We start from the raw sequence: 26,652 nt of genomic DNA, 5'->3' as shown, positions 1-26,652 counted from the left end.
GCTCAGGCGGGGCGCAGGCGCGGATCGTAAATGAAGCGTTCGCGCCGCACCACCACGATGTGCTCCGCATCGGGGTGCGCAGGATTGATGAGGAAATTACAGTCCGGCACGCCCCGATACGGCACGATGGCGCTGGGCAGTTCAAGCAATGCCGACACCCCGGACTGCACCCAGTTGTCGCCCACGGCCTGCGACGCTTCCGCGAAAGGCACGGCATCCCAGAAGGGATAATCTTCCTGCAGCTGCGTGAGACTCAGGGTCTGGCGAGCCTCGTGCACGGCGCGCGGCACGGCCAGCTCGATCAGGTAGCGATTGGCTTGCTCGGATGCGCGAGCCGCGAAGTGCACCACCGTTTCCAGTACCGCCATCGACACGCTTGCCGACGCATAGACCACCGGCGTGCCTGGGCTGTTGTAGCGCCCGCCCACCGCCGCTGCGCCCGCCCCGCTCAGATCGTCGGCCCGGTACTTGCCCGCCGTGGTCCCGATGCGCCAGATCGAAATGCTGTCGTCCGTCATGCGTAGACGCCGGCTGCGGCGCGCGCCAGCGTATCTTCGACGATACGGCTGCTGGCGTCCGAAGTCAGTAGCGACAGCGGCTTGACGTTGCCCAGCGCCGGCACCGGGGTATTCAGCCAGGCCACCGCTTCTTCGTCGCTGCCCAGCACCTGGCGCGCCACCCGCGCCACCCGCGCGACGCGGGCCAGGCGGTCGGACTCGCCCAGGGGCAGCATATGGCCCTCGCGGCTCCAGCGCGACAGCGACGCCGCCTTGACCTCGGTAATGGCCATGATTTCCGACTTGGGCACCTGCAGGTAGTCGGCTGCGTCGTCCACCATCTGGGCCGGCAGCCCGCGGCGCACATCGCGCGCCATGTCGATCAGGGGGCTGTCCACCAGGCTGCGGAACAACTGCTTGGCACGCGCGGCATGGCGTGTGGCGCGTTTGTCGGTGGATTTTTCGGGGACGGCTATGCTCATGGCTCAGCTCCGGCTAGGCGCTACACCGGGCTTTGCCGGCGTAGCTGTTTTCCAAATTGAATTCATAATATCTCATTTGGAATCCCCGTAACAAGATCCGCCCCCAATTCCGTCCATGCCCCAGCGGTTAACAGATTTGGGCATATCATAGGCGGCTGTAACACGATTAATCAGACACTTCCAAGGACTGGCGATGACGGACCGACAGCTGACGATACTCGCGGCGTTGAATCTAATGGTGGCCGTGGGCGCGGGCGCATTCGGCGCCCATGGCCTCAAGCGCATGCTTACGCCGGAGTTGCTGTCCGTCTGGCAGACCGGTGTGCTTTACCACCTGGTTCATGCGCTGGGCCTGTTCGTCGTTGCGCTGCTGGGCGCCCGTTATGGCTCGCCGCTGCTGTCGGCTGCCGGCATGGTGATGTTCGCGGGCATCGTACTGTTCAGCGGCAGCCTCTACCTGCTGTCCCTGACGGGCACGCACTGGCTGGGGGCCGTCACGCCCTTCGGCGGAGTGGCGTTCCTGGCGTCGTGGGGCATGGTCGCGCTGGCGGCTTATCGCTCCCAGAGCTGAACACGCGCGCGCCTTCTCTCCTTTCCCACATTCAGGCGGCCGGAACCGCCAACCCCCAGGCTGTAGATGTCCACCTCTTCCGTACTCCCCGCTGCCCAGAATCAATCCGCTGCCGCAGGCATCGCCTGTGTGGTGGGCGGCATTTTCTTCCTGACTTTGAGCGACGCCAACGCCAAGTGGCTGGGTGCCAACTACAACCCGCTGCAGATCCTGTTCCTGCGGGCGCTCATCGCCCTGCCCTTCGTCACCGCGCTGGCCTTGTGGCTGGGCGGACGCCGGGTGCTCCGTACCGCCCATCCCGGGCTGCACCTGACGCGCGGCGCCATCAACGTGGTCTCAGCCTACTGTTTTTATCTGGGGCTGCGCACGCTGCCACTGGCCGAGGCTACCGCCATTGCCTTCGCCGCGCCCTTGTTCGTCACCGCGCTGTCCGTGCTGGTGTTGAAAGAACGCGTGGACGGCAAGCGCTGGCTGGCCGTGCTGGCCGGTTTTGCGGGCGTGCTGATCGTGGTGCGTCCCGGCGCCGCGACCTTCCAGGCGGCAACCCTGTTGCCGCTAATCACCGCATTGCTATACGGAGTGATGATGATCACGGCCCGCGGCATCAATCGCAATGAAGGCATGCTGACGACCACCCTGTACATCGTCCTGGGCCAGTTGGTATGCAGCGCGGTCGCGCTGCCCCTCGTGTGGGAGCCGCCGGCCGTCGCGGATTTGCCGTATTTCGGCGCGGTGGCGTTGTTCAGCACGTTGGGCCTTGCGCTCATCACGCAGGGATTCCGCATCGGCCCGGCATCGGTGGTTGCGCCTTTCGACTACACCGGACTGATCTGGGCCACCGTCCTGGGCTGGATCTTCTGGCGTGAGACGCCCGACGCCTATGCTTATCTGGGCGCGCTCTTCATCGCCGGCAGCGGCGTTTATATCGCCTTGCGCGAGGCGCGGGCCAAGTCCCGGACTCGCAAAGCCTCCCAACGCTGACGCCGTCTATTCCGTGGGCGGCGGAAAGTGCCGCCGCAGCACCCGAGCCACGTTGGCCTCGAGCGCCGCCTCGCGCGCCACGGCCGTGAGGGCCGGACACTCGGACGCGAACCACGCCTGCCCCGGACGCCAGCGCGTCATGACCGTGACGTACAGGTCCAGCGCTGAAAAACGCCGGCCCAGCATATGCGGGGCGCCCGCCTGGCGCTCCAGCTCCTGCCAGATATCCGCGCGGCGCGTATGCACCCGCTGCCGCAACAGCTCGGCCGCAGGCCCCTCGGTGGTCCATTGCGGCGGGTTGTCCCCGTAGGTAAACGTGGGATAGATCGCCGCCACCAGGCGGATCAACAGATTGAGAAAGCGCGCCCGCTCCGGCTTGTCCGGGGTGGGGGCAAGTCCCGCCTGCGGCGCCACGTCGTTCAGGTGCAGGATCATGGCGGCGCTTTCGGTCATGATCTCGCCGTCTGGCAGGACCAGGGTGGGCACCTGTCCGAGCGGATTCAATTGCAGCAGCCGGTCGCGCTCGGCGCAGGGTTTCAGGTACGGCAGGTCTGTCAACGTATGCGGCACGTTGGCCAGCACCAGCGCCATCTCGACGATGGCGGACCCGCAGCCAGCGGACCCGATCAGCTCATACGGTTTCATCGCGTTCATCCTCCGGAGTCTGCCGGCGCCAGGCGCAGCAACTCGCCCGGCGAGGCGTCGGTCAACACGTATACGTAGCCGTCCGGCCCCTGCCGCACGTCGCGTATCCGCTGCTTGCGGTCCGTCAGCAGCCACTCCTGGCCCACGACGCGGTCGCCGTCCAGAGTGAGGCGGATGAGATTCTGGTTGGCCAGAGCGCCGATGAATACGGAGTTGCGCCACGCCGGAAACCGGTCCGCGTTGTAGAAGGCCATGCCGCTGATGGCCGGTGACTTCGGCCACCAGTACAACGGCGGCTCCATGCCCGCCAGGTCGCCGCCCTTGGCTTCAGGAATGGGCTGGCCCGAATAATTGATGCCATGGGTGGCCAGCGGCCAGCCATAGTTCTTGCCCCGCCGGACCAGATTGATCTCATCCCCGCCGCGAGGCCCATGTTCGTTTTCCCAGAGTTGGCCGGTCCAGGGATTGAGCGCCATGCCCTGCGGGTTGCGATGTCCATAGGACCAGATTTCCGGGCGTGCGCCGGCCTGGCCCACATAGGGATTGTCGGGCGGCACGGAGCCATCGGCCTTCAGGCGCACCACCTTGCCTTGCAGCTTGTCCAGGTCCTGGGCCGTGGGCCGCTGGTTGTTTTCGCCCAAGGAAATGTAGAGATAGCCCTTGCCGTCGAGCACCAGGCGCGACCCGTAATGCAGGCCCGACGACAGCTTTGGCTCCTGCCGGAACAACACGCGAAAATCTTCCAGCGCCGCGCCGTCGACGGACAGGCGGCCGCGGCCCACCGCCGTGCCGCTCTTTGAACCGTCGGCCTCTGCGTAGGACAGGTAGACATACCGGTCCTTGGCGAAGTCCGGCGAAAGCGCCACGTCCAGCAGGCCGCCCTGACCTTGCGCGGCGACCTTGGGCACACCGGCCAGCGGCTTGGACAACCCGCCCGGAATGCGCAATAGCCTCAAGTTGCCCGGACGCTCTGTGATCAACACGCCGCCTTCCGGCAGAAAGGCCATGCCCCAAGGATGATTCAGTCCGCCCACCACGGCCGTGACACGGGCCGGGACGGATGCGGGTTCGGGACCAGGCTGCGCGGACACCGTCAGCGCGGCGCTCAGGCAGAGCGGCAGGAACAAGGCGCGCGTGATCGCGGCGGGGCGTGACGGCATGGGCATCTCCGGCAACGGGTGGCGTACCATATCGGGCCAGGAACGGAGATCCCCGTCCTTGCTCTCAGGAGACCCCATCTGATGAAACTGTACTACATGCCCGGCGCATGCTCGCTCGCGTCCCACATCGTCCTGGAATGGATTGGCAAACCTTACGAAACGCACAAGCTGAGCCGCGACGAGCTCAAGAGTCCGGAGTTCTTGAAGGTCAATCCCCTGGGCGCCGTGCCGGCGTTGGCCCACGACGGATGGGCCGTCACGCAGAACGCCGCGATTCTCGAGTACCTGGCTGAACACGCCCCGGAACTGAAACTGCTGGGCGACGATACGCCCCGCTCGCGCGCCGAAGTGCGCCGCTGGCTCGGTTTCATCAACTCGGACATCCACAAGACGTTCTCGATGCTCTTCGGCGCGCAGCGTTTCCTGGGCGACGAAGCTGCCCAGAAAGAGCTGGCTGCTTCCGCTTCCGCGCTGCTGACCAAGCTGTTCGCGCAGCTGGACGGACAACTCGCGGGCAAGTCCTATCTGACGGGCGACAAGCCTTCCATCGCCGACGCCTACCTGTATGTGGTGCTGCGTTGGGCGCATGCCAAGGAAGTGAACCTGTCCGGCCTGGGCAACCTGGCCGCCTTCTTCAAGCGCATGGAAGCCGACAAGGGCGTGCAGGCCGCGCTCAAGGCCGAAGGTCTGTAAGGCCACAGAGGCCGGGCTTGCCGCGCAGGCGCAAGCCCTCAGCTGGAAGCGCCGGGCGCCTCGGCCATATCGGGCGGCGCGCCCTCTTCCAGTGTTTTCTTCACCGCCGCCAGAAAGCGCCGCGCCAGCAAGGGCGGCGCGCTCAGGTTCGAATGCGTGGCCCAGATATCCACGCCGGCCTGCGGCCAGATCGGGCGCAGCACCATGTGCGCCGCCTGGTCCGGCGTGACGCACCAGGCGTCGACCAAGGCCTGTCCCAAGCCTTGCTGCACGAACGAACAGGCCGTCACCGGTGAATGCACCTCCACCGCCGCCGCGCACGCCGGCCCTTCTCCGAAGAAGGGCTTGAGCGCGCGCGCCAGCGGTGTGTCTCGCGGATAACCGATCCATGCCGCGGTGGAGAAATCCTCAGGCCTTATCACGTCGCGCGCCGCCAGCGGATGGCCCGCCGGCAATACGCAGATGACGGGCACCCGCGCCAGGCGCATGGACCTCAGGTTGGGATGATCGGGCGGCTGCATCGACACGCCTATGTCCGCCTGGCCGGACAGAAAATACGCCGCCAGCTCATCAAACGTCACACTGCGGTAATCGACGCGCGCGTCGGCGTTGCGTCCGCGGAAGCGGTCCAGCGCCATCGGGATGAGGCGTTGTCCGAAACTGGCGCTGGCAACAATCTTGAGCATGCCTGCGCCCGATTGGCCCAGGCTGGCAGCCAGGTCATTCACGCGCTGTATGCCGCCATAGACCTGCTCCACCTCGGCGTACAGCCGCCGCGCTTCGGCCGTCGGCGATAACCGGCTCTTCACGCGCTCAAAGAGCTTGTAACCCAGCCGGCTCTCGGTCAATGCCAGCACGCGGCTGACGGCAGGCTGCGACACGTGGAGCATGCGGCCCGCGCCGCTGATCGATCCGGCCATCATGATGGCCCGGAACACCTCGATCTGGCGCAGGTTCAAAGGCCGCCCGGCAGTGGGTCCGACCTCGTCCGCGTAGGCATGCGCATCCATTTTTTCCCCTGGCAATTCAGCACCAAACCGATAACGCCCGATTATAGGTTTTCGACATTTTTCGATGAGGGCGAGCGCCAGCGCGGGGTGTAACCTGCCGGCCTCAACACCACAAAACCAAGGGGAATCCACCATGCGCAGCAAACTGTTCCGCGGCCTTTCCGCGCTGGCGTTCGGCGCCGTCCTGTCGGCCAGCGCCAACGCCGGCGCTTATCCCGACAAGCCCATCACCTTCGTGGTGCCGTCCGCCGCGGGCGGCTCGCCCGACGTGCTGTCGCGCCTGATCACCACCCAGCTGGCGCGCGACACGGGCGCCACCGTGGTGGTCGAAAACCGTCCCGGCGCCGCCGGCAATATCGGCATCGCGCTGGTCAAGCGCGCGGCCCCCGACGGCTACACCGTGGGCTACGGCAACATCAACACGCTGGCCGTCAACCGCTCGCTGTTCAAGCGCCTGCCGTATGACGTGGACCAGGACCTGACGCCCGTGGCCCATCTGTTCGACCTGTACAACGCGCTGATCGTGCCGGCGGACTCGCCCATCAAGAGTGTGCAGGACCTGATCGACCGCGCTCGCAAGGAACCCGGCCGCCTGTCCTATGGAGCATCGGGCGTGGGTACCACCGGCCACATGGGCGGCGAACTCTTCAAGAGCATGGCCCGCGTCAACGTCATGTTCATTCCCTACAACGGCGGGCCGGCCGCCATCCAGGACCTGCTGGGCGGTCGCCTGGACTACCTCTTTGTCAATACGTCTGAGGCGACTCCGCTGGTCAAGAGCGGCAAGGTACGCGCCATCGGCGTGAGCAGCCTGAAACGCCTCGCGCTGATGCCCGACGTACCCACCCTGGACGAGGCCGGGCTGAAGGGATACGAGACGGTCGCCTGGGGTGGCGTGGTTGCCCCCAAGGGCACGCCGGCGGAAGTGGTGGCCACGCTGAACGCCGCCATCCAGAAGGCCCTGCAGGCTCCGGAAGTGCGCACCGGCCTGGCCACGCTGGGCGCGGAACCGGCCAGCGGTTCGCCCGCGGAGTTCAAGCAGCTGATCGACCGCGAAACCGCCAAGTGGCAACAGATCATCGACGCCGCCGGCATCGAAAAGCTCGATTGAACATGAGCGCGCGCATGCTGCAAGCAGACTTCGTCGTGGCGGGCGCCACTCTCGTGGACGGCACGGGCGGCCCCGCCCGCCGCGGCGACCTCGCGGTGCGTGACGGCCGCATCGCCGCGGTGGGCGATTTCGCCCACCCCGCCGGCGTCCCGGTCATCGACGCCGCCGGCCTGGCGCTGGCGCCCGGCTTCATCGATTCGCACACGCACGACGACGGCTACCTGCTGGCGCACCCCGACATGCTGCCCAAGGTATCGCAGGGCATCACCACCGTGGTCACCGGCAATTGCGGCATCAGTCTGGCGCCGCTGGCAGGAACCCCCATCCCGCAGCCGCTGGACTTGCTGGGGCCGGCCGAACTGTTCCGTTTCGGCACCTTCCGCGCCTGGGTGGACGCGCTGCGTGCCACGCCTGCCGCCGTCAACGTGGTTCCGCTGGTCGGGCACACCACCCTGCGCGTCGCCGTCATGGACGACACCTCGCGCGCCGCCGATGCAGGCGAACGCGCCGGCATGCGCGAGCTGCTGCAAGAGGCGCTGGACGCGGGTGCCTTCGGCGTTTCCACCGGCACCTTCTACCCGCCTGCCAGCGCCGCGCCTACCGATGAGATCATCGATGTCTGCGCGCCGTTGCGCGGCCGCCCCGGCGTGTACGCCACCCACCTGCGCGACGAGGCGGACCACATCGTGCCGGCCATGGAGGAAGCGTTGTTGATCGGCCGCGAGCTCGATTGCCGAGTCGTGTTTTCCCACCACAAGCTGGCGGGCGAACGCAACCACGGCCGCAGCCGCGAAACGCTGGACCTGATCAGCCGCGCGGCCGCCCAGCAGCCTGTCTGCCTGGACTGCCATCCCTACCCCGCCACGTCCACCATGCTGCGCCTGGATCGTGTCCGGCTCGCAAGCCGGACGATGATCACCTGGTCCAAGGGCTACCCCGAAGCCACCGGCCGCGACTTCGATGAAGTCATGGCGGAGCTGGGACTGGACGACGAAGCCGCCATCGCGCGCCTGGCCCCCGCAGGCGCAATCTATTTCCTGATGGACCCAGCCGACGTCGGCCGCATCTTCTCGCATCCGCTCACCATGGTGGGCTCCGACGGCCTGCCCTTTGACCCCCATCCGCACCCTCGCCAATGGGGCACGTTCACCAACGTGCTGCGCGCCATGGTGCGAGAACAGGGCCTGCTGACCCTGGAGACCGCGATCCACAAAATGACCGGGCTCGCCGCCGACCAGTACGGCATCGCCGGGCGCGGCTTGCTGCGAGAGGGGTATCATGCTGATCTGGTGCTGTTCGATCCCGCCACGGTGACAGATGTGGCCACTTTTTCAGCTCCCATTCAGGCAAGCCAAGGCATCCACGCAGTTTGGGTCAATGGCCGCCAGGTCTGGGACGGGGAAACAACCAGCACCGAACGCCCGGGCCAGGTCTTGACGCCCGGGATGGCATTACCTCGGAGTGAATAACGTGAACAGCTATTCCCAGGGTTGTTACCTGGGTGTATTGGGCGGCATGGGCCCCATGGCCGGCGCGGCCTTTGCCCTGCGCCTGGCGGCACTGACGCCCGCCGCCATCGATCAGCAGCACATCCCCACGCTGCTGCGCAACGACCCCCGCATCCCCGACCGTTCCAGCGCCTACATGGCCGGCGGCGAAAATCCCCTGCCCTATATGCAAGAAGGCGTGCGCTTTCTGCAACAGGCCGGCGCGCAACTCATCGCCATCCCCTGCAACACGGCCCACCTCTGGTACGACCAGATCGCGGCATCCACCAGCCTGCCCGTCCTGCACATCATCCAGGCCGTCATCGACGACCTGCGCCGCCTGGGCCTGCCCGCTGGCCGCATCGGCTTGATGGGCACCGCCGCCACGCTCAAGCTGGGCCTCTACCAGCGCCATCTGGAAGCGCAAGGCTACGAGTGCATCGTGCCGGACGACGACGAAGTCGAGCGCTATTGCATGGGCTCGATCCGCGCAGTCAAGGCCAACCGTCTCGAAGACGCCTACGCTCCCGCCGCCGAATGCATCGCCCGCCTCAAGGCTCGCGGCGCCGATGCGGTCGTGCTCGGCTGCACGGAACTGCCGCTGGCCGTGCCGCACGCGCTGCGTCCCAGCCTGGGCGTGACGCTGACGGATTCCATCGATGCCCTAGCGCGCGCCGCGATCTCGCACTATCAGGCCGAGCAACTGCTGGCTGCCTGACCCCGCCGGCAAACGAAAAAAAAGCGCATCTTCCGATGCGCCCAATTTCCCTTCGCGGGGAATAGGATCAACCGCCCAGATACGCCTTGCGCACCTGATCGTTGACGAGCAGGTTGGCGCCGGTGTCCTGCAGCACCACGCGGCCGTTTTCCAGGACGTAGCCGCGGTCAGCCACCCCCAGCGCCTTGTTCGCGTTCTGCTCCACCAGGAACACGGTCACGCCTTGTTCGCGGATCTCGCGGATGATGTCGAAGATCTGGGCGATGACGAGCGGAGCCAGGCCCAGCGTCGGCTCGTCCAGCAACAACAGGCGCGGGCGGGTCATCAGCGCGCGGCCGATGGCCAGCATTTGCTGTTCACCGCCGGACATCAGGCCGGCGCGCTGGCTGGCACGCTCTTTCAGGCGCGGGAACAAGCCGTACACGTGGTCGATGCCGGCCTGGATCTCGTCGCGCTTGGAAAAGAAGCCGCCCATCATCAGGTTTTCGGCCACGGTCAGGTCCTTGAACACCCGCCGCCCCTCAGGCGAAATGGCGATGCCATTACGCATGATGTGGTGCGTGTCCTTATGGGTGATGTTCTCCCCCTCGAACGTGATCGTCCCTTCCCTGGCCCGGGGATTGCCGCAGACCGTCATCAGCAACGTCGTCTTGCCCGCGCCGTTGGCGCCGATCAGGGTGACGATTTCGCCTTTGTTGACCTCCACGGATACCCCGTTCAACGCCTGGATGGCGCCGTAGTAGGTGTGAATGTTATCCAGCTTCAGCATTATTCTTCCCCCAGGTACGCCTTGATGACGCGCTCGTCGTTGCGCACCTGCTCGGGGGTGCCGGTAGTAATGGGCTTGCCGTGCTCCATGACCAGGATGCGGTCGGAAATGCCCATGATCAGGCTCATATCGTGTTCGATCAGCAGCACCGCGACGCCGAACTCGCGCCGAAGCTGGTCGATCAGCGACTGCAGATCGCGCTTTTCCTGAGGGTTCAGGCCCGCCGCCGGTTCATCCAGCATCAAGAGGCGCGGCTTGGTGATCATGCAGCGCGCGATCTCGAGGCGGCGCTGGTGGCCGTAGGCCAGGTTGCCGGCTTCCCGGTTGGCAAACTCGCGCAAGCCCATGAAATCCAGCCATTGCGCGGCGCGCGCCAGCGCGTCGGACTCGGACTGGCGATAGGACTTTAGCTTGAGCAGGCCCGGCAGCAGCCGCGCCTCGACCTGGGTGTGCTGCGCAACCAGCAGGTTTTCCAGCACCGTCAGCTGCTTGAACAGACGCACGTTCTGGAACGTGCGCACCAACCCATGGCGCGCCACCTTGTGGCTGGGCAAGCCGGTAATCGACTTCCCGTCCATGACGATGTCGCCGGCCGTCGGCGCATAGAAGCCGCCCACGCAGTTGAATACCGTGGTCTTGCCTGCCCCGTTGGGGCCGATGATGGCGAACACCTCGTCGGATTTGACTTCGAACGCCACGCTGTCCACGGCCAACAGGCCGCCGAACCGCATGGTGAGTCCGGATACTTTCAGCAATGCCTCGCTCATTTAGCCAGCTCCACGTGGGGACGCTTCATGGGCAACAACCCCTGCGGACGCCACATCATCATCAATACCATCACCAGGCCGAACATCAGCATCCGGTACTCGGCGAATTCGCGCGCCACTTCGGGCAACACTGTCAGCAGCACGGCCGCCAGGATCACGCCCACCTGCGAGCCCATGCCGCCCAGCACCACAATGGCAAGGATCAGCGCGGATTCGATGAAGGTGAAGGACTCCGGGTTCACCATGCCTTGGCGCGCCGCAAAGAACGCGCCGCCGAAACCGGCGAACATGGCGCCGAGCGTGAAGGCGGACAGCTTGATACGCGTGGGGTTCAGCCCCAGCGACCGGCAAGCGATCTCGTCTTCGCGCAACGCTTCCCAGGCCCGTCCGACAGGCATGCGGATCAGCCGCGTCGACACAAACAGCGTGACCAGCGCCAGCAACAGTGCCATCAGGTACAGATAGATCACCATGTCCTGGTTCTGGAACGTCCAGCCCATGAAGTCATGGAACGTGGTGCCGCCCTCGGTGCTGGCGCGGCGCGTCATTTCCATGCCGAATACCGTCGGCTTGGGTATGCCCGAAATGCCGTCCGGACCGCCCGTCAGCGTATTCAGGTTGATCAGCAGCAGGCGGATCATTTCACCGAAGCCCAAGGTCACGATGGCCAGGTAGTCGCCGCGCAGCCGCAAGACCGGGAAGCCCAGGATGAAGCCGAACAACGCTGCCATGGCGCCCGAGAACGGCAGCGCTTCCCAGAAGCTCCAGCCGCCCCAGTGATAAAGCAAGGCGTAGGTATAGGCGCCGACGGCATAAAAGCCCACGAAGCCCAGGTCCAGCAGGCCTGCAAAACCAACGACGATGTTCAGACCCAGGCCCAGCATCACGTAGATCAGCACCAGCGTGGCGATGTCCACCGAGCTGCGCCCGGCAAAGAATGGCCAGATCACCGCGATCGCCAACAACAGCAGCGCGAGCGGCTTATGGGTCTTGGCGGGAGCAGCCGGCAAGGTGGGCAGGCCCGTCTTGAGCTTCTGGAACGGTTTGGCGATCCAGGGACGCAGCAGTTGGAATACGAACACGATCGCGGCGGCAATCGCCACCAGAGACCAGTTCGACTCCATCGTGGTGCGCGCGCCCTGCCGGATCAGCTGCAGGCCAAAGACGGGGGTGACGATGACAGCCGTCAGCACGGCCGCCATCGTGGCGTTTTTCAGATTGTTGTTCGACATCAGACTTTTTCCACCTCAGGTTTGCCCAACAGCCCGGTGGGACGGAACAGCAGGATCAGGATCAGCAGCGAGAACGCCACGATGTCCTTGTACTGTGAGGAGATATAGGCAGCCGCAAAGGTCTCGGCCAGCCCGAGCAGCACGCCGCCCAGCATGGCGCCGGGGATGCTGCCGATGCCGCCCAGCACCGCCGCGGTAAAGGCCTTGATGCCGGCCAGGAAGCCGATGAAGGGATTGAGCTTGCCGATGGTGATGGCGATCAGCACGCCGCCCACCGCCGCCAGGATCGCGCCCATCACGAACGTGAACGAGATCACGCGGTTGGTGTCGATGCCAAGCAGATTCGCCATGTGCATGTCCTGCGAGCAGGCGCGCGAGGCGCGGCCCATGCGCGAATACTTGATGAACAGCGTCAGCGCGATCATCAGCACCACGGTGACCACGATGATCATGATGCGCGAATACGGCACCGTCACATCGAAGTCGGAACCCATGTGGAACTGCCACGCGCCCGACACCAGCGAAGGCACGGCCATGTCGCGCGCGCCTTGCCCGAGCGCGACCCAGTTCTGCAGGAAGATCGACATACCGATGGCGGAAATCAGCGCCACCAGACGGGGACTGCCGCGCACCGGCCGGTAGGCGACGCGTTCGACGCTGAAGCCATAGATGCCTGTGACGACGATGGCCACGACCAGCATGGCCGCGATGATGAACGGTATTGGCAAACCGCTATTGGTGCCGATGGCCGTCAACGTGACCAGGCCGACATAGGCGCCGATCATATAGATTTCGCCGTGAGCGAAGTTGATCATACCGATGATGCCGTAGACCATTGTGTAGCCGATGGCAATCAACGCATAGATCGCGCCCAGAGACAATCCATTGAAGAATTGCTGGGTAAGTTGGGGTATGAGGTCAGACATTATTTCTCTTGCTCCAAATGGTTCCGGCCCCGGTGGTAAGACCCGGAGCCGGAAACCTGGGCGTATTTTATAAGGGCCTGGCATCTGCGCCTGCCGGCCGCACAGCGCTTTTGGCGCATCGCTACGCGGATTACGGCAGAACGAGGACGACAGGCCCTACACGCCGGCGACGCCGGCGGGATCGCGAGTTTACAGCTGGGTCTTCTTGCCGTCCTTGTCCCATTTGTAGACGGCGAACTCGAAGTTCTTCAGGTCGCCCTTGGCGTCGTACTCGACCGGGCCGATGCCGGTGGAGAACTTGGTCTTGTGCATGTAGTCAGCCACCTTGGCGGGATCTTCGCCCACTGCGTTGATGCTGTCGGCCAGGATCTGCACTGCGGCGTAAGCCGGCATCTGGAAAGCGCCATCCGGATCGCGCTTGGCATCCTTGAAGGCCTTCACGATGCTCTCGTTGCCGGGCAGCTTGGTGAAGTCCGCGGGCAGCGTGACCAGCAGGCCTTCGATGGCCGGACCGGCGATCGCCACCAGATCCTGGTTGGCCGTGCCTTCCGGACCCATGAACTGAACCTTCAGGCCTTGTTCGCGCGACTGGCGCAGCAAGAGGCCGAGTTCGGGGTGGTAGCCGCCGAAGTAGACCAGGTCCACGCCAGCGGACTTCAGCTTGGTGATGATGGCCGAGTAGTCGCTGTCGCCGACGTTGATGCCTTCGAACATGGCGACGTTCACGCCGTCCTTGGTCAGCGTGTCGCGCACCTGGGTAGCGACGCCAGAACCGTAGGTCTGCTTGTCGTGCAGCACGGCGACCTTCTTGGGCTTCAAGGTCTTGGCGATGTAGTTGGCGGCATACGGACCTTGCTGGTCGTCGCGGCCGATGGTGCGGAAGAAGAAGTGCGGTTTGATCGTGTCGGTCACCAGCGGCGACGTCGCGCCCGGGGTGATGCCAACGATGCCCTCTTCCTCGTAGACCTTCACGGCAGCCACGGTCACGCCCGAGCAGGCATGGGCCACGGCGAACTTGGCGCCGGAGTTGACCACGCGGTTGGCGGCCGGCACGGCCTGCTTGGGTTCGCAGCCGTCGTCGATGAGAATGGGCTCGAGCTTCTTGCCCTTGACGCCGCCCTTGGCGTTGATGGTCTCGATAGCGGTCAATGCGCCGGCCTGGATCTGGTCGCCGTATTGCGTATTGGGGCCGGTCATGGGCTGGGGAATGCCAATCTTGATCGTGTCGGCGGCGTGCGCGGCGCCAGCCAAGGCAAGTGCCCCAAGCGCCATGGCTACCGGGGTAAGGCGATTCAGAAACTTCATGCGGAGTTCTCCAGCGAGGTTTTGAGCGGCTCTGTCCGGTGCGGTTTATCGGGTGGGTAATCCGTTAATCCGCATCGCCCGTCGCCGGCTTCTTGGGCAAAATCACGGTGTGGGCGGTATTCTGGAAGCAAGCCGCCATACTGTCACTGCGTGTAATCCCCAATATTTTGCCGACGGCCTTTAATCGTGACGGATAGCAGCCACAAGCCCATGAAATCGCTGGGGAATCCGCAAGAAAACCTTATTTAATATCTGGCGCGGACGGGCAACTTGTGCTTGGCGATATATATTCGCGGCGATTAATACACTGTTTAAAGACGCATTTAAATACAGTGCTTACGCGGGCCTTACGAATAATGATTAACGCGCGTAGTAATCCGCCGCTCGAGCCAGAAAAAAGGGGCGCGCCTGCAGGCGCTGCCCCCCTCTACTTCATCGCTTTCACGCGTTGGCCGGTTTGGCCAGATTCCACATCAGCGCCCGGAATGGCGCAAGCATGCTGATGTTGACCGCGAGCTTGATGGCGAGATCGCCCATCATCCAGGTCATCCACGGCGCTCCGGTAGCGGCAAACGCGACGCTGAAGAAGACGGCTGTGTCCAGGATGGCCCCCAATACGCCGGATACCAGAGGCGCGCGCCACCAGCGCTGATCTCGCAAGCGGTCGAACACCTGGATGTCGACCAGTTGGGCGCAGATATAGGCCAGCCCCGAGGCCAGCGCGATACGCGGCGACGCTACCCACACAGACACCACCAGGGCCGCGGCGAAGCCGAACCAGACCACCCGGCGCGCCGCCGCCGGCCCGAACCGGCGGTTCAGCACGTCGGTCACCAGGAAAGCCACCGGATACGACAGCCCGCCCCAGGTCAGCCAGTTGTTCAGGGGCACCTGGACCAGGATGTTCGAGCCGACCACGACCACCAGCATGCACAGCACGGCGATGGCAAACTGCGGCCGGCTCATCGAGGCAAAACGCCGGGAGGCTGCGCTCCCGCCCGCAACCGTCATTTTCCGAATTCCTCCGCCAGTTCGCGCGAACGCTGCGCGGCGGCGGCCATGGCGTCTTCGACGATGCCGGCAAAACCCGCCGCGCCAAAGGCATTGAGCGCGGCCGCCGTGGTGCCTCCCTTGGAGGTGACGCGTTCGCGCAGCGTGGAAAGCGGCTCCGACGACTCGGCCGCCAGGCGCGTAGCCCCGGCCAAGGTGCCCAACGCCAGTTGCTTGGCTTGTTCGGCGGTCAGGCCGACCTTCTGTCCGCCGGCCACCAGCGCCTCCAGGAACAGGAAAACATAGGCGGGCCCGCTGCCGGACAAGGCAGTGACGCCATCCAGCGCCGCATCATCCGCCACCCAGACGACCTCCCCCACGCTGGACAACAGGCGCGCAGCCAGGTCACGGTCGGCGGCGTCCACCCCGTCCAATGCGGCCAGGCCGGTGATGCCCGCGCCCACCAGGGCCGGGGTATTGGGCATGCAGCGCACCAAGCGCTGGAACGGGGCCTCCGGCGTGCCCAGCCAACCAGCCAGCGTGTCGGCGCGGATACCCGCCGCCACGCTTACCACCAAAGTGTCGTCGCGCAGCCACTGACGCGTGGAAGCCACAACGTCTTTCATGTTCTGTGGTTTGACAGCGAACACCCACACCCGGCAGGCCGCCAGGGCTTCACTGGGAGCCGTCGCGGTGGTCATGCCGCGGGCCTGCCACGCGGCGTGCGAATCCTGGTTAATGTCAATGACATGAATGTTGCCGGCGGCGCATACTTTGCCGGCCAGGCCTGAAGCCAGGGCGGCTGCCATATTGCCGCCGCCGATGAACGCAATCGAAAGTTCGTTTTTCATAGGAGACGATTGTAGACGGTAGTTCTCGTTGGGAAAAAAAAGAAAAATGTTCGTTCGCGCCTAAAACGCGCAATTTGACAGGCGTTTAGAGTGATGTGAAAGTCACGGTTTTGTCACAAACAATTCATAAGGTGTCGTGTTTTCCGCGCTCGGACAACCCGGCCGCGTCACGCCCAACTGGAGGAACCTCTCTATGCGATCCCACCGTATTGCCTTAACCTTTGCCGCCATCATGACGGCTTTCGCGGGCGCGTCCGCGCATGCCGCCACCGAGATCCAATTCTGGCACTCCATGGAAGGCGCGCTGGGCGACCGCGTGAACGGCCTGGTCGACGAATTCAATAAAAAGAACCCCGACTACCAAGTCAAGGCAGTCTACAAGGGCAACTACGGTGAATCCATGAACGCCGGCATCGCCGCGTTCCGCGCCGGCAATGCTCCCGACATCCTCCAGGTTTTCGAAGTCGGCACCGCGACCATGATGTACGCCAAGGGCGCCATCAAGCCGGTGCAACAGATGTCCGAAGAAGTCGGCAACCCGATCGACCCCAAGGAATTCATCGGCGCCGTGGCTGGCTACTACTCGTCGGCCGACGGCAAGCTGGTGTCGATGCCCTTCAACAGCTCGACCGTGGTGTTCTACTACAACAAGGATGCCTTCAAGAAGGCTGGCCTGGATGCCGACAAGCCGCCCAAGACCTGGGAAGAGCTTGCCGCCGCCGGCCAGAAGCTGAAGGCCGCCGGCCAGGAATGCGGCTACACGACGTCCTGGCCGTCGTGGGTCCAGCTGGAAACCTTCTCGGCCTGGCATAACGTGCCTTACGCCACCAAGGACAACGGCTTTGGCGGCCTGGATGCGCGCATCGCCATCAACACCCCGCTGCACGTGCGCCACCTGGAAAACCTGGCCAAGCTGGGCAAGGAAGGCATCTTCATGTACGGCGGACGCGGCGACGAGCCGAACTCGCTCTTCATCAGCGGCAAGTGCGCGATGATCACCGGCTCCTCGGGCCTGCGCGCCAACATCGCCAAGAACGCCAAGTTCGAATTCGGCACCTCGACCCTGCCCTATTACGCCGACGTGCAAGGCGCGCCGCAGAACACCATCATCGGCGGCGCTTCGCTCTGGGTCTTCGCCAACAAGAAGCCCGAAACCTACAAGGGCGTCACCGCCTTCTTCAAGTTCCTGGCCAGCCCGGAAATCGCCGCTCGCTGGCACCAGCAGACCGGCTACGTGCCGGTCACCAAGGCCGCTTACGAGCTGACCAAGAAAGATGGCTTCTATGACAAGAACCCGGGCACCGAAGTCGGCGTCAAGCAGTTGAACGTCGAAACCACTGCGCAATCGCGCGGTCTGCGCCTGGGCTTCCTCCCCCAGATCCGTGAAATCGAAGACGCTGAAATCGAACGCATTGTGTCGGGCAAGGTCAGCGCCAAGGACGGCGCCGAGAGCATCGTCAAGCGCGGCAACGAACTGCTGGAAAAGTTTGAGAAGAGTGTAAAGTAACGCCCTTCTGAAATACGGCCCCGGTCCTGTCAATCGGTATTTTCCATGCCGTAGCAAGGACTTGGGCTCTTTCGCACCACGCAGTACAAGGCTTAAGGCCCTGCTTTTTTTAGGGCTTTAAGCCTGTCGTATTTTACGAAGGCGGTTTCAGGCGGCGGTTACTCCAACCGCCGCTTTTCTGTACCTTGGGTTCCCCCTATGGAAAAACGCGTTGTATTCGGGCACAAGACCTTGCCCTATCTGCTGCTCCTGCCGCAGATCATCATTACCGTGGTCTTCTTCTTTCTGCCGGCCGGCCAGGCCATGTGGCAATCGTTGCGGCTGGAAGATGCTTTCGGACTGTCGTCCGAGTTCGTCGGCCTGGACAACTTCATCGACCTGTTCTCGCAACAGGCGTATCTGGATTCCTTCCGTGTCACCGCCGTGTTCTCGATCCTCGTGGCGGTGGTCGGGCTGGGCGTGTCCTTGCTGCTGGCCGTCATGGCGGACCGCGTGATTCGCGGCGCCGGCCTCTACAAGACGCTGCTTATCTGGCCCTATGCCGTGGCCCCCGCCGTCGTGGGCGTGCTGTGGCTGTTCCTGTTTTCGCCTTCCGTCGGCATCCTGGCCGTGGCGCTGCGCCATGCCGGCGTCGATTGGAACCCTCGCCTGGACGGCAACCAGGCCATGACCCTGGTGCTGATCGCCGCGGTGTGGAAGCAGGTGTCGTACAACTTCCTGTTCTTCCTGGCCGGCTTGCAGTCGATTCCGCGCTCGCTGATCGAAGCCGCCGCGATCGACGGCGCCAGCCCGTCCCGCCGGTTCTGGAGCATTGTGTTTCCGCTGCTCTCGCCCACCACGTTCTTCCTGCTGGTGGTCAATATCATCTATGCCTTCTTCGACACCTTCGCCGTGGTGGATACGACCACGCAAGGCGGTCCCGGCACGTCGACCTCCATCCTGGTCTACAAGGTGTACAGCGACGGCTTCCGCGGCCTGGATCTCGGTTCGTCCGCGGCCCAGTCGGTGGTTCTGATGTTCATTGTGATTGCCTTGACGGTCGTGCAGTTCCGCTACGTCGACCGCAAAGTGCAGTATTGATTTTGTCCGAGGCTACAAACAATGGTTGAACGCCGTCCCTGGCTGGATATTCTGGCCCACGTCATTCTGCTCTGCGGCGTGGCGATGGTGGCATTTCCGCTCTACGTCACTTTCGTCGCGTCCACCCAGACCGCGCAGGAAGTGGCTTCCGCGCCGATGTCCCTCATCCCCGGCAAGCATTTCGTCGACAACTACATGCAGGCGCTGTTCGGCGGCTCGTCCGGCGGCTCCTCGGGCGCGCCCGTGGGCCGCATGATGTACGTCAGCCTGATCATGGCGCTGGCGATTTCCATCGGCAAAATCGCGATCTCGCTGCTGTCGGCCTTCGCGGTGGTGTACTTCCGCTTCCCCGGCCGCATGTTCTTCTTCTGGATGATCTTCGTCACCCTGATGCTCCCGGTCGAGGTCCGCATCGCGCCCACTTACAAAGTCGTGGCCGACCTGGGGCTGCTCAATAGCTACGCCGGTCTCACTTTGCCGCTGATCGCATCGGCGACGGCGACCTTCCTGTTCCGCCAGTTCTTCCTGACGGTGCCGGACGAGCTGATCGAGGCCGCGCGGATCGACGGCGCAGGCCCGGTGCGCTTCTTCCGCGACGTGCTGCTGCCCCTGTCCAAGACCAGCATCGCAGCGCTGTTCGTGATCCAGTTCATCTACGGCTGGAACCAGTATCTGTGGCCCCTGCTGGTCACCACGCAGGAAGACATGTACCCCGTCGTCATCGGCATCAAACGGATGATCAGCGGCGGCGACAGCGTGACCGAATGGAACATCACCATGGCCACCGCCATGCTCGCGATGATCCCGCCCGCGCTGGTTGTGATCCTGATGCAGAAATGGTTCGTCAAGGGCCTGGTCGACACTGAAAAATGATGGCCCCCCACGCCGCGCCTGCGGCTTGCCGCCCACCCGAACACGACTCCGAACACGAATAACTCATGGCTACTCTCAGCTTCCGCAACGTCAAGAAAACCTACGCCGGCAACGTGCCGGTCATCCATGGCATCGACATGGACGTCAAGGACGGTGAATTCATCGTCATCGTCGGCCCGTCGGGCTGCGGCAAGTCCACGCTGATGCGCATGGTCGCCGGCCTGGAAACCGTTACCAGCGGCGAAATCGTCATCGACGGTAAGGTCGTCAACAATCTGGAGCCCGCCGAACGCGACATCGCGATGGTGTTCCAGAACTATGCGCTTTACCCGCACATGACCGTGTTCGAGAACATGGCCTACGGCTTGAAGATCCGCAAGTTCTCCAAGGACGAGATCAAAAAGCGCGTGGACGTCGCCGCGCAGATCCTGGAACTCGGCCATCTGCTGGACCGCCGCCCGCGCGCGCTGTCGGGCGGACAACGCCAACGGGTGGCCATGGGCCGCGCGATCGTGCGTGAACCCAAGGTCTTCCTGTTCGACGAACCCTTGTCCAACCTGGACGCCAAGCTGCGCGTGGCGATGCGTCTGGAAATCATGAAGCTGCACCGCCGCCTGGGCACCACCAGCCTGTACGTGACGCACGACCAGGTCGAGGCCATGACGCTGGCCCACCGCATGATCGTCATGTACCAGGGCGTGCCCGAGCAGATCGGCACGCCGATGGAAGTATTTGAGAAACCGGCCTCGACTTTCGTCGCCGGCTTCATCGGCTCGCCGCCCATGAACCTGGTGGAAGTGAATGTCGCGGGCGATGGCACGCTACAGACCCTGGACGGCACGGCGCTGGACATCTCGCCGCTGCAGGTGCCCTCGCAGGTGCGCGGGCGCAAGGTCATCATGGGCATGCGCCCCGAGCACATGCTGCTGAACACGCAAGGCGTGCCGGCAGAGGTCGAAATGGTGGAAACGCTGGGCTCCGAACAATTGGTCCACTGCCGCTGCGGCAAGTCCATGCTGGTCGTGCGTTGCACTACCCGCCAACTGTCGGAATCGTCGGCCAAGGTCGGCGACCGCGTCAACGTGGGTCCGGATGGCCGCCATCCGCTGCACTGGTTCGAGGCCGATAGCGGCCGCCGCGTGCAAGGCCTGTAACGCCCCGCCAACGGAACCGGCGGCACGGCCCGCCCGGTTCCGTCTTGCCCGCCCCCCGTCCGGGAGCGGGCCGCTCTCCCCGATCAATACGAGTAGGTCACCATGGTGCCAATGGTGTACTGCGCGCGGTCCTTCACGATAGGACTGTCGGCCGCGTCGCCATACAGGCGCCGCGCTTCCGCGGCCGTCGTCCAGGCCCAGGACTTGCCCAGCGGCACTGTCCAGGTCGCGCCCAGGGCCACGCTTTCCAGGCCCCCTGTGGGACTATATTTGCGGTAGCCGGATTTCGCTGATTGCTTGCCGCTCACGCCATACCACGTGCGCATGTAGTTGCCGTCGCCGAAGGTGCTGGACAAGGCCAGCGATATTGCCCCGGCGCTGCCCTCGTACACCGTCGTGCTCGCTCCCAGGTTGAACATCGTGTAGGCGCTTCCCACGTCCCGGTCGTCGCCCTTTTTGAATGCATGCGCGATCGTTGCCGAGAGGGTCACGGGACCCAGCGTCGTTTCCGCGTCCATGCCGATCTGCGCCCGGCTCTCGATGTCGCCCATGCCGCGTAGCTTGTCCGATCCTTCGAATCCCTTTTTGTGGTCCTTGCGTGACGCGCTGGGCGCCAGGTAGAACCGGAAAGTGCTGTCCAACGCCTGCGTCTCCCAACCCAATCCGTGGTCGGTGCTGAGAAAGAAGCCGCCGGGGCTGCGCACGCCCAGGCCGATGATGGGCACCGCGGAGTATTCGTCGCTCCCGCTGTAGCGCGGCGCGTAGCCGGCGCCCAGCGTGCCGTAGAACAGCCATTCTTCGGCCGCCCCCTCTCCGGTGGCGACGGTCAACCCCCGCGAGCTGGCTCCGCGCTGGCCGTAGACGGAACTGGTAGCAGCGTCATCGGCCAGGGACAATCCCGGGATAAATGCCAGCAGGCACGCGGCGCCGGTGCCGCGTGTGAACAGGGAAGAACGCAATTTTCGCTTCATAACTGCTTCCAAGAAACGAGGTTGAGGGGTGTAAAAGCAGCGAGCCGAGCGCGGCTCGAACTATTGGGTGATTGCGCTTTGCTTGGCCTGACGCATCAGTGTCATCGCCATCGCCGACACCGAGGCCACCAGCGGCTCGCTGGTGTCGGAGTTGCTCATGACCAGCACCGCGAGCTTGTCGCGCGGCGCCAGCACAAAGCGGGAATGAAAGGCTTCAGTGGCGCCGCTGTGCTGGCGCAAGGACCCGCCGGCGACGTCCTCGCCGCAAGGCGCCGCAAGCCACGAAAGCGCGAAGCGGCAATCCAGCGCCAGGCCGTCGTCCACCGTCTCCAGGTCCAGCACCGCGCGGGCCGATTCGGCGTTCAACACGCGGCGCCCCTGGAATAGGCCGTCGCCAAACAACATGCTCGAGAAGCGCGCCATCTCCGAGGTGCTGAGCCACAATCCATCGGCCGTCTCGTTGGGCTGTGGCGCCTCGGTCCACGGCTCGCCGCGGCGGTAACCCGCGGCACGCAATTCGAGCATGCGCGGGCTGGGATGGAACCCCGCGCGCGGCATGTTCAGCGGCTGCAGGATCGTGCGGCGCACATAGGTGTCGAAGGGTTCGCGGGCCACATGCGCGACCATGTCGCCCAGCAGCGCGTAAGCCATGTCGGCGCGCGCGCGGCCCATGGTGTCTTCCAACGAATAGGGATGCACGCCCAGCAGATTGCGCGCAGTGAAGGGATGCGCTCCCAGCCATTGCATGGCGCCGCGCCGGGGCTGGATGTCCCAGTCGGGCAGCGCCTGCGAGGCGGGCTGGTCCAGTGCCAACCGGCCGTCATCGGCGGCGCGCAGGACGCCGGCGGCGGTAACGATCTTGGTGATGGCGCCTACGCGGTACAGCGTGTCGCTAGTCGCGCTACGGTGGCGCAAAGGGTCCGCGTAGCCAAATCCCGTGCTCCACACCACCCGCTGGTCGTCCACGATGGCGATCGACAGTCCTGGCACCCTTGACGCGTTCATGTCGTAGGGGATGCGAGCTGCCAAATAGCCAACGACCGCATCGTAGTCGCCTTGGGCGATCGTGGGCGGCGCACCGGGAGGCACGCCCTGGCAACCGCCCGCGGCGACCAGCAACATACCAACGGCAACCAGGCGGCTGAGGGATAACATGGCTAACGGCAATGCCTCTGTGGAGAACTGCCGTCATGCTAGCCACGCGCCTGCCCGCGATCTTTCCCGCTTTGTATGGAGTTTGTGAAGATTGCGGCGGCGGTTTGTGAAGTTTGTTTACGTTGTGCGCGACCGCGACAGCCGTCAGGCGGTCTTCCAGCTGATCACGAAGCGCGCGCCGCCCAAGGGGCTATCGCTGGCCTGCACCGTCCCATTGTGCCAACGGGCCACCCGGCTCACGATGGCCAGGCCCAGCCCCACCCCGCCCGTGCCGCGGTCGCGGCTTTCGTCCAGGCGGATGAAGGGTTCAAAGACGCGTTCGCGGTCGGCAGGCGCAATGCCGGGGCCATCGTCGTCCACGATCAACACATACTCGCGCACGCCGTGGCTGATCAGGCTGACCTGCACCTGGCGCCCGGCATGCCGGATGGCGTTCTGCAGCAGGTTGAGCAGCGCGCGCGTCATGTAGCGCTGATGCAGATGCACTTCGGCCACCTGGCACAGCGCGACCTCACAACGCACACCCGACACTCCAGCCTCGAATCCGGCGTGCTGCACCACCGAATCCAGCCAGCCGCGCGCGTCCTGCGCTTGCAGCGCCACGCCGTCGCCCTTGTGTTCGAGCCGGGCATACATCAACAATTCGGAGGCCATGGCGTCCAGCTCGGCCACGTCGCTCTTCATTTCTTCGACCAGCCGCCTGCGCGCGGCGGGGTCGTCCTCGCGATCCATCATGTCCAGTTCGAACGACAGGCGCGCAATCGGCGTGCGCAGTTCATGCGACACCGCATTGGTCAGGTCGCGCTGGTTACCCACCAACGCGCTGATGCGGTCGGACATCTGGTTGAAGGTATCGCCCAGGTTCCGGATGCTAGAATGCCGCGACAAGCGCGCCCGCGCCTGCAGATCGCCCTGCCCCATGCGCTGGGCCGCGGTTTTCAGCGCTTCCAGGTCGCGCCATATGGGCAGCGCCCAAACCAGCATGAATGCGCACAGCAGCAGGCCCAAGGCGGAATACACCGCCGCCATCAACCACGGCCCGATGGACGGTTCGGGCGGGAGCTTGACCTCCAGCCACTGGCTGCCCGCCCCGGGAATCGCCGCCACGAAGGTCTGCTGCTTGTCCCGCACGAAGAAACTGCCGGAATCCACCATGGCGCGCTCGTCCTGCGTAGCGCCGTAGCTGTTCGCGTCGACCACCTTGAGCGCCAAGCCATAGTAAGGAGCCAGCGCATCGCGCACATGCGCTTCGCGCTCCGAGGGCGGCAGGCGGGCAAGTTCCTGCACCAGGCTGTGAATCTGGCCGCGCACCGCTTCGCGCGTATAAGCGTCGCTGACGGGTTCGAAAAAGTAGTTGGCGGACCGGTCCACGACTTCATTGGAAATCACGAAGCCCACCGCCAGCACCACGAACAGCCGCAGGACAAACTTAAGCATCACCGCCCTCGTGCGCCTTGGGCGAGAACAGATAGCCCTTGCCCCACACGGTCTTGATGCGCGCGGGGTCGCGCGGATCGTCATCCAGCTTGCGCCGAAGCTTGCTGACGCAGACATCGACACTGCGGTCCAGCCCATTGAACTCGATGCCGCGCACGGCGTTGAGCAGGTCGTCTCGGGTCAATACCTGGCCGGCCTGGCTGGCCAGGGCCCAGAGCATCTCGAACTCCATCGTGGTCAGGTCCACCTCGGAGCCCGCATGGACCACGGCGCGCGTGCGCCGGTCTATGGTCAGCGGCCCGAACTCCAGGCGCTCCGGCGGCTCGTCCAGTTGGCTGTGCCGCCGCAGCAGCGCCCGCACGCGCGCCAGCAGCACGCGGGGCTCCACAGGCTTGATCACGTAATCGTCCGCGCCAGACTCCAGGCCCAGGATCTGGTCCAGGTCGTCCTCGCGGGCCGTGAGCATCAGAATGGGCGCCGACGAAAATGCGCGCAGGTCGCGGCAGACCTGGAGCCCGTCGCGGCCGGGCAACATCAGGTCCAGGATGGTGATGGCCGGATCGTGCCGGCGGAAAGCCTCCACCGCGTGATCGCCGCGGTAGGCCTGGGCGACATTGAACCCGTGCTGCTCCAGGAACTGCGCAATCAGGCGCGACAGTTTCGGATCGTCTTCGACTAACAAGGCCTTGGTCATGGTGTCCAGACAGAAAAAGTGAGATCGATGGCGCCGCATTCTACGCAAACACAGCGGGCGGGCGTTCGACCGGGACGCCCACAGCCGGTTCCCCGGCACGGCATGCAAACGAAAACCGGGCCGGAAGACTATTGCTTCCGGCCCGGTTTACCTGGGACCATCAAGTGGTTCCGCCGGGGTCGTGGGCGCAAGGCCCACGGGCAGATTTACTTGTAGACGGTCTTGGATCCGTCCTTGTGCCAGGTGAACACGTCGAACTGGAAATTCGTCAGGTCGCCTTGCTTGTTCCAGGACACCTTGCCGATCGGCGTATCGAAGGAATTGGCGTGCAGGTATTTGGCGACCTTGGTCGGGTCGTCGCTGCCCGCGCCCTTGATGCCATCCGCAATGACCTGGGTCGCCGTGTAGGCGGTCATCTGGAAGGCGCCGCTGGCGTTGCGCTTCTTGGCTTCGAAGGCCTTGACGACGTCGGCGTTGGCGGCATTCTGGGTAAAGTCGGCTGGCAACGTCAGCAACATGCCTTCGACGGCGTCGCCTGCAATGGCGTTGATGTCCGGGTTGCCCGTGCCTTCCGGACCCATCCACTTGGCCTTCACGCCCTGTTCGGCCGCCTGGCGCAGCAGCAGGCCCATTTCGGGGTGGTAGCCGCCGTAGTAGACAAAGTCCACGCCCTGGCTCTTGAGCTTGGTGATGACCGCGGAGTAGTCGCTGTCGCCGGCGTTGATGCCTTCGAACACGGCGACGGCCACCCCGCCTTTCTCCAGGTCGTTCTTGACCGCGGTGGCGATACCCTGGCCATACGACTGCTTGTCGTGCAGCACGGCGACCTTCTTGGGCTTGATCTTGTCCAGGATGAACTTGGCGGCGGCAGGGCCCTGCTGGTCATCGCGGCCGATGGTGCGGAAGATGAACTCGTAGTTCTTGCCGTCGGTCAGCGCCGGCGACGTGGCCGACGGCGTGACCATGACCACGCCTTCGTTGTTGTAGACGTCGGCGGCGGCGATGGTGGCGCCCGAGCAAACATGGCCCACGACGAAACCGATCTTGCTATTGACCACGCGGTTGGCGGCGACCGGGCCTTGCTTGGGTTCGCAGCCGTCGTCGATGACGACGGTTTCCAGCTTCTTGCCGTTGATGCCGCCAGCGGCGTTGATGCGCTCGACCGCGGTATCGACCCCTTCACGGACCATATCGCCATACTGTGTGACCGCGCCGGTGGTGGGGCCGACGACGCCGATCTTGATGGTTTGTGCTTGCGCTCCCGTCGCAAACGCCAGGCCGGCCGCGACGCCCAGCGCTGCAATGACCGGGGTCAGACGAAATACTGGCTTCATGTGTGGACTCCTCTAATGATTTGTAATCGTTAGTTTTTGCACCGTAGCGGACGCCGGATCATCTCCAGGCCAAGCATGCCTGCTGGACTGCCCTTTGCAGGGGTTTCGGCCCTGGTCACGCCCGGTTGCATTGCGATTGCACGGCAAGCATACACTGAAAAATCGCCCGTTTTAGGGCCTGCGCCATGCCAATTTCCGGCGCCTTCCGCTTATTGCGCCGCGACATCCATTCCGGCCTGGCTTATGCCTGCG

The 26,652-nt window shown here is 64.4% G+C and carries 27 protein-coding genes; 10 read left to right on the top strand and 17 right to left on the bottom strand.

The window, feature by feature from the left end; translation table 11 throughout:
* Positions 1-2: 2 nt before the first annotated feature.
* A complete protein-coding gene (locus tag CEY08_RS11510) occupies positions 3-518 on the bottom strand; it encodes an RES family NAD+ phosphorylase (RefSeq protein WP_063640568.1) in 516 nt (171 codons plus the stop codon).
* Positions 515-979, bottom strand: coding sequence for a type II RES/Xre toxin-antitoxin system antitoxin (parS, locus tag CEY08_RS11505; protein WP_042793648.1), 465 nt, complete (start codon positions 977-979; stop codon positions 515-517). Before parS ends, CEY08_RS11510 begins: the two co-directional genes overlap by 4 nt.
* A 193-nt stretch (positions 980-1,172) precedes the next feature.
* On the opposite strand from parS, the gene CEY08_RS11500 reads away from it, so the two are divergent.
* Both CEY08_RS11500 and CEY08_RS11495 read left to right on the top strand, forming a co-directional pair.
* Positions 1,173-1,550: a DUF423 domain-containing protein gene (locus CEY08_RS11500; RefSeq protein WP_042793649.1), complete on the top strand. Its 378-nt coding sequence runs from the start codon at positions 1,173-1,175 to the stop codon at positions 1,548-1,550.
* 66 nt (positions 1,551-1,616) lie between these two features.
* Positions 1,617-2,531 carry a DMT family transporter gene (locus CEY08_RS11495; RefSeq protein WP_076813616.1) on the top strand — a complete coding sequence of 305 codons (915 nt, stop codon included), beginning with the start codon at positions 1,617-1,619 and terminating at the stop codon, positions 2,529-2,531.
* A gap of 6 nt (positions 2,532-2,537) precedes the next feature.
* Here the strand turns inward: CEY08_RS11495 and CEY08_RS11490 are convergent, their stop codons facing one another.
* Together CEY08_RS11490 and CEY08_RS11485 are read right to left on the bottom strand one after the other, a co-directional pair.
* Positions 2,538-3,176, bottom strand: a complete 639-nt coding sequence (locus tag CEY08_RS11490) for a glutathione S-transferase family protein (RefSeq protein WP_076813618.1) — start codon at positions 3,174-3,176, stop codon at positions 2,538-2,540.
* Between the two features lie 5 nt (positions 3,177-3,181).
* Positions 3,182-4,336 carry a PQQ-dependent sugar dehydrogenase gene (locus CEY08_RS11485; RefSeq protein WP_088607670.1) on the bottom strand — a complete coding sequence of 385 codons (1,155 nt, stop codon included), beginning with the start codon at positions 4,334-4,336 and terminating at the stop codon, positions 3,182-3,184.
* 81 nt (positions 4,337-4,417) lie between these two features.
* Here CEY08_RS11485 and CEY08_RS11480 point away from each other — a divergent pair, with 81 nt between their 5' ends.
* Positions 4,418-5,029, top strand: a complete 612-nt coding sequence (locus CEY08_RS11480; RefSeq protein ID WP_076813621.1) for a glutathione S-transferase family protein — start codon at positions 4,418-4,420, stop codon at positions 5,027-5,029.
* A gap of 38 nt (positions 5,030-5,067) precedes the next feature.
* Here the strand turns inward: CEY08_RS11480 and CEY08_RS11475 are convergent, their stop codons facing one another.
* Positions 5,068-6,039, bottom strand: a complete 972-nt coding sequence (locus CEY08_RS11475) for a LysR family transcriptional regulator (RefSeq protein WP_076813624.1) — start codon at positions 6,037-6,039, stop codon at positions 5,068-5,070.
* A 133-nt stretch (positions 6,040-6,172) separates the two neighbouring features.
* Between CEY08_RS11475 and CEY08_RS11470 the strand changes: the two genes are divergently transcribed.
* From CEY08_RS11470 to cuyB, 3 genes are read left to right on the top strand one after another with little or no spacing between them, the layout of a single operon-like run.
* Complete coding sequence (locus CEY08_RS11470; RefSeq protein ID WP_063640563.1) at positions 6,173-7,150, top strand: Bug family tripartite tricarboxylate transporter substrate binding protein; 978 nt, start codon at positions 6,173-6,175, stop codon at positions 7,148-7,150.
* Positions 7,151-7,152: 2 nt separating this feature from the next.
* Positions 7,153-8,619, top strand: a complete 1,467-nt coding sequence (locus CEY08_RS11465) for an N-acyl-D-amino-acid deacylase family protein (protein ID WP_076813627.1) — start codon at positions 7,153-7,155, stop codon at positions 8,617-8,619.
* Between the two features lies 1 nt (position 8,620).
* The gene (gene cuyB, locus CEY08_RS11460; RefSeq protein ID WP_042793655.1) at positions 8,621-9,355 is read left to right on the top strand and encodes a cysteate racemase; all 735 of its coding nucleotides are present in this window, start codon (positions 8,621-8,623) and stop codon (positions 9,353-9,355) included.
* A 67-nt stretch (positions 9,356-9,422) separates the two neighbouring features.
* Here cuyB and CEY08_RS11455 read toward each other — a convergent pair whose 3' ends face one another.
* The 7 genes from CEY08_RS11455 to proC all read right to left on the bottom strand — a co-directional run bounded on the left by CEY08_RS11455 (position 9,423) and on the right by proC (position 16,195).
* Positions 9,423-10,124, bottom strand: coding sequence for an ABC transporter ATP-binding protein (locus tag CEY08_RS11455; protein ID WP_042793656.1), 702 nt, complete (start codon positions 10,122-10,124; stop codon positions 9,423-9,425).
* On the bottom strand, positions 10,124-10,891 hold the full coding sequence (livG, locus tag CEY08_RS11450; RefSeq protein WP_042793657.1) for a high-affinity branched-chain amino acid ABC transporter ATP-binding protein LivG: 768 nt from the start codon (positions 10,889-10,891) through the stop codon (positions 10,124-10,126). The genes CEY08_RS11455 and livG overlap by 1 nt, the downstream gene beginning before the upstream one ends.
* Positions 10,888-12,123, bottom strand: coding sequence for a high-affinity branched-chain amino acid ABC transporter permease LivM (locus tag CEY08_RS11445; protein ID WP_042793658.1), 1,236 nt, complete (start codon positions 12,121-12,123; stop codon positions 10,888-10,890). The genes livG and CEY08_RS11445 overlap by 4 nt, the downstream gene beginning before the upstream one ends.
* Positions 12,123-13,049, bottom strand: coding sequence for a high-affinity branched-chain amino acid ABC transporter permease LivH (livH, locus tag CEY08_RS11440; protein WP_042793659.1), 927 nt, complete (start codon positions 13,047-13,049; stop codon positions 12,123-12,125). The genes CEY08_RS11445 and livH overlap by 1 nt, the downstream gene beginning before the upstream one ends.
* Before the next feature lie 189 nt (positions 13,050-13,238).
* Positions 13,239-14,354, bottom strand: a complete 1,116-nt coding sequence (locus CEY08_RS11435; protein WP_076813629.1) for a high-affinity branched-chain amino acid ABC transporter substrate-binding protein — start codon at positions 14,352-14,354, stop codon at positions 13,239-13,241.
* Positions 14,355-14,795: 441 nt separating this feature from the next.
* The gene (locus tag CEY08_RS11430) at positions 14,796-15,365 is read right to left on the bottom strand and encodes a queuosine precursor transporter (protein ID WP_042793661.1); all 570 of its coding nucleotides are present in this window, start codon (positions 15,363-15,365) and stop codon (positions 14,796-14,798) included.
* Entirely contained in the window at positions 15,362-16,195 is an 834-nt protein-coding gene (gene proC, locus CEY08_RS11425; protein ID WP_042793662.1) for a pyrroline-5-carboxylate reductase, read from the bottom strand. The genes CEY08_RS11430 and proC overlap by 4 nt, the downstream gene beginning before the upstream one ends.
* Positions 16,196-16,388: 193 nt before the next feature.
* Here proC and ugpB point away from each other — a divergent pair, with 193 nt between their 5' ends.
* From ugpB to CEY08_RS11405, 4 genes are all read left to right on the top strand, one after another.
* Complete coding sequence (ugpB, locus tag CEY08_RS11420; RefSeq protein WP_042793663.1) at positions 16,389-17,702, top strand: sn-glycerol-3-phosphate ABC transporter substrate-binding protein UgpB; 1,314 nt, start codon at positions 16,389-16,391, stop codon at positions 17,700-17,702.
* 198 nt (positions 17,703-17,900) lie between these two features.
* Positions 17,901-18,782, top strand: a complete 882-nt coding sequence (gene ugpA / locus CEY08_RS11415; RefSeq protein WP_042793664.1) for a sn-glycerol-3-phosphate ABC transporter permease UgpA — start codon at positions 17,901-17,903, stop codon at positions 18,780-18,782.
* 21 nt (positions 18,783-18,803) lie between these two features.
* Positions 18,804-19,655 (top strand): sn-glycerol-3-phosphate ABC transporter permease UgpE, encoded by an 852-nt coding sequence (gene ugpE / locus CEY08_RS11410; RefSeq protein ID WP_013393954.1) that lies wholly within the window; start codon positions 18,804-18,806, stop codon positions 19,653-19,655.
* 65 nt (positions 19,656-19,720) lie between these two features.
* Positions 19,721-20,809 carry a sn-glycerol-3-phosphate import ATP-binding protein UgpC gene (locus CEY08_RS11405; RefSeq protein ID WP_063640559.1) on the top strand — a complete coding sequence of 363 codons (1,089 nt, stop codon included), beginning with the start codon at positions 19,721-19,723 and terminating at the stop codon, positions 20,807-20,809.
* 83 nt (positions 20,810-20,892) lie between these two features.
* On the opposite strand, the gene CEY08_RS11400 is transcribed toward CEY08_RS11405, so the two are convergent.
* The 5 genes from CEY08_RS11400 to CEY08_RS11380 form a co-directional block, all read right to left on the bottom strand.
* Positions 20,893-21,780 (bottom strand): MipA/OmpV family protein, encoded by an 888-nt coding sequence (locus CEY08_RS11400; protein ID WP_063640558.1) that lies wholly within the window; start codon positions 21,778-21,780, stop codon positions 20,893-20,895.
* Positions 21,781-21,840: 60 nt separating this feature from the next.
* Complete coding sequence (locus CEY08_RS11395) at positions 21,841-22,935, bottom strand: serine hydrolase domain-containing protein (RefSeq protein ID WP_076813631.1); 1,095 nt, start codon at positions 22,933-22,935, stop codon at positions 21,841-21,843.
* Positions 22,936-23,079: 144 nt separating this feature from the next.
* Complete coding sequence (locus tag CEY08_RS11390; RefSeq protein ID WP_076813634.1) at positions 23,080-24,372, bottom strand: ATP-binding protein; 1,293 nt, start codon at positions 24,370-24,372, stop codon at positions 23,080-23,082.
* Positions 24,365-25,066, bottom strand: a complete 702-nt coding sequence (locus CEY08_RS11385; RefSeq protein ID WP_063640555.1) for a response regulator — start codon at positions 25,064-25,066, stop codon at positions 24,365-24,367. The genes CEY08_RS11390 and CEY08_RS11385 overlap by 8 nt, the downstream gene beginning before the upstream one ends.
* A 206-nt stretch (positions 25,067-25,272) precedes the next feature.
* Positions 25,273-26,400 (bottom strand): branched-chain amino acid ABC transporter substrate-binding protein, encoded by a 1,128-nt coding sequence (locus CEY08_RS11380; RefSeq protein ID WP_076813636.1) that lies wholly within the window; start codon positions 26,398-26,400, stop codon positions 25,273-25,275.
* Positions 26,401-26,652 lie beyond the last annotated feature (252 nt).

The sequence above is a fragment of the Achromobacter insolitus genome, from assembly GCF_002209555.1.
GTDB classification, from domain to species: Bacteria; Pseudomonadota; Gammaproteobacteria; order Burkholderiales; family Burkholderiaceae_B; genus Achromobacter; species Achromobacter insolitus.
Note: the sequence above shows the minus strand (reverse complement) of the source record. Positions and strands in the feature narration are given on the sequence as shown.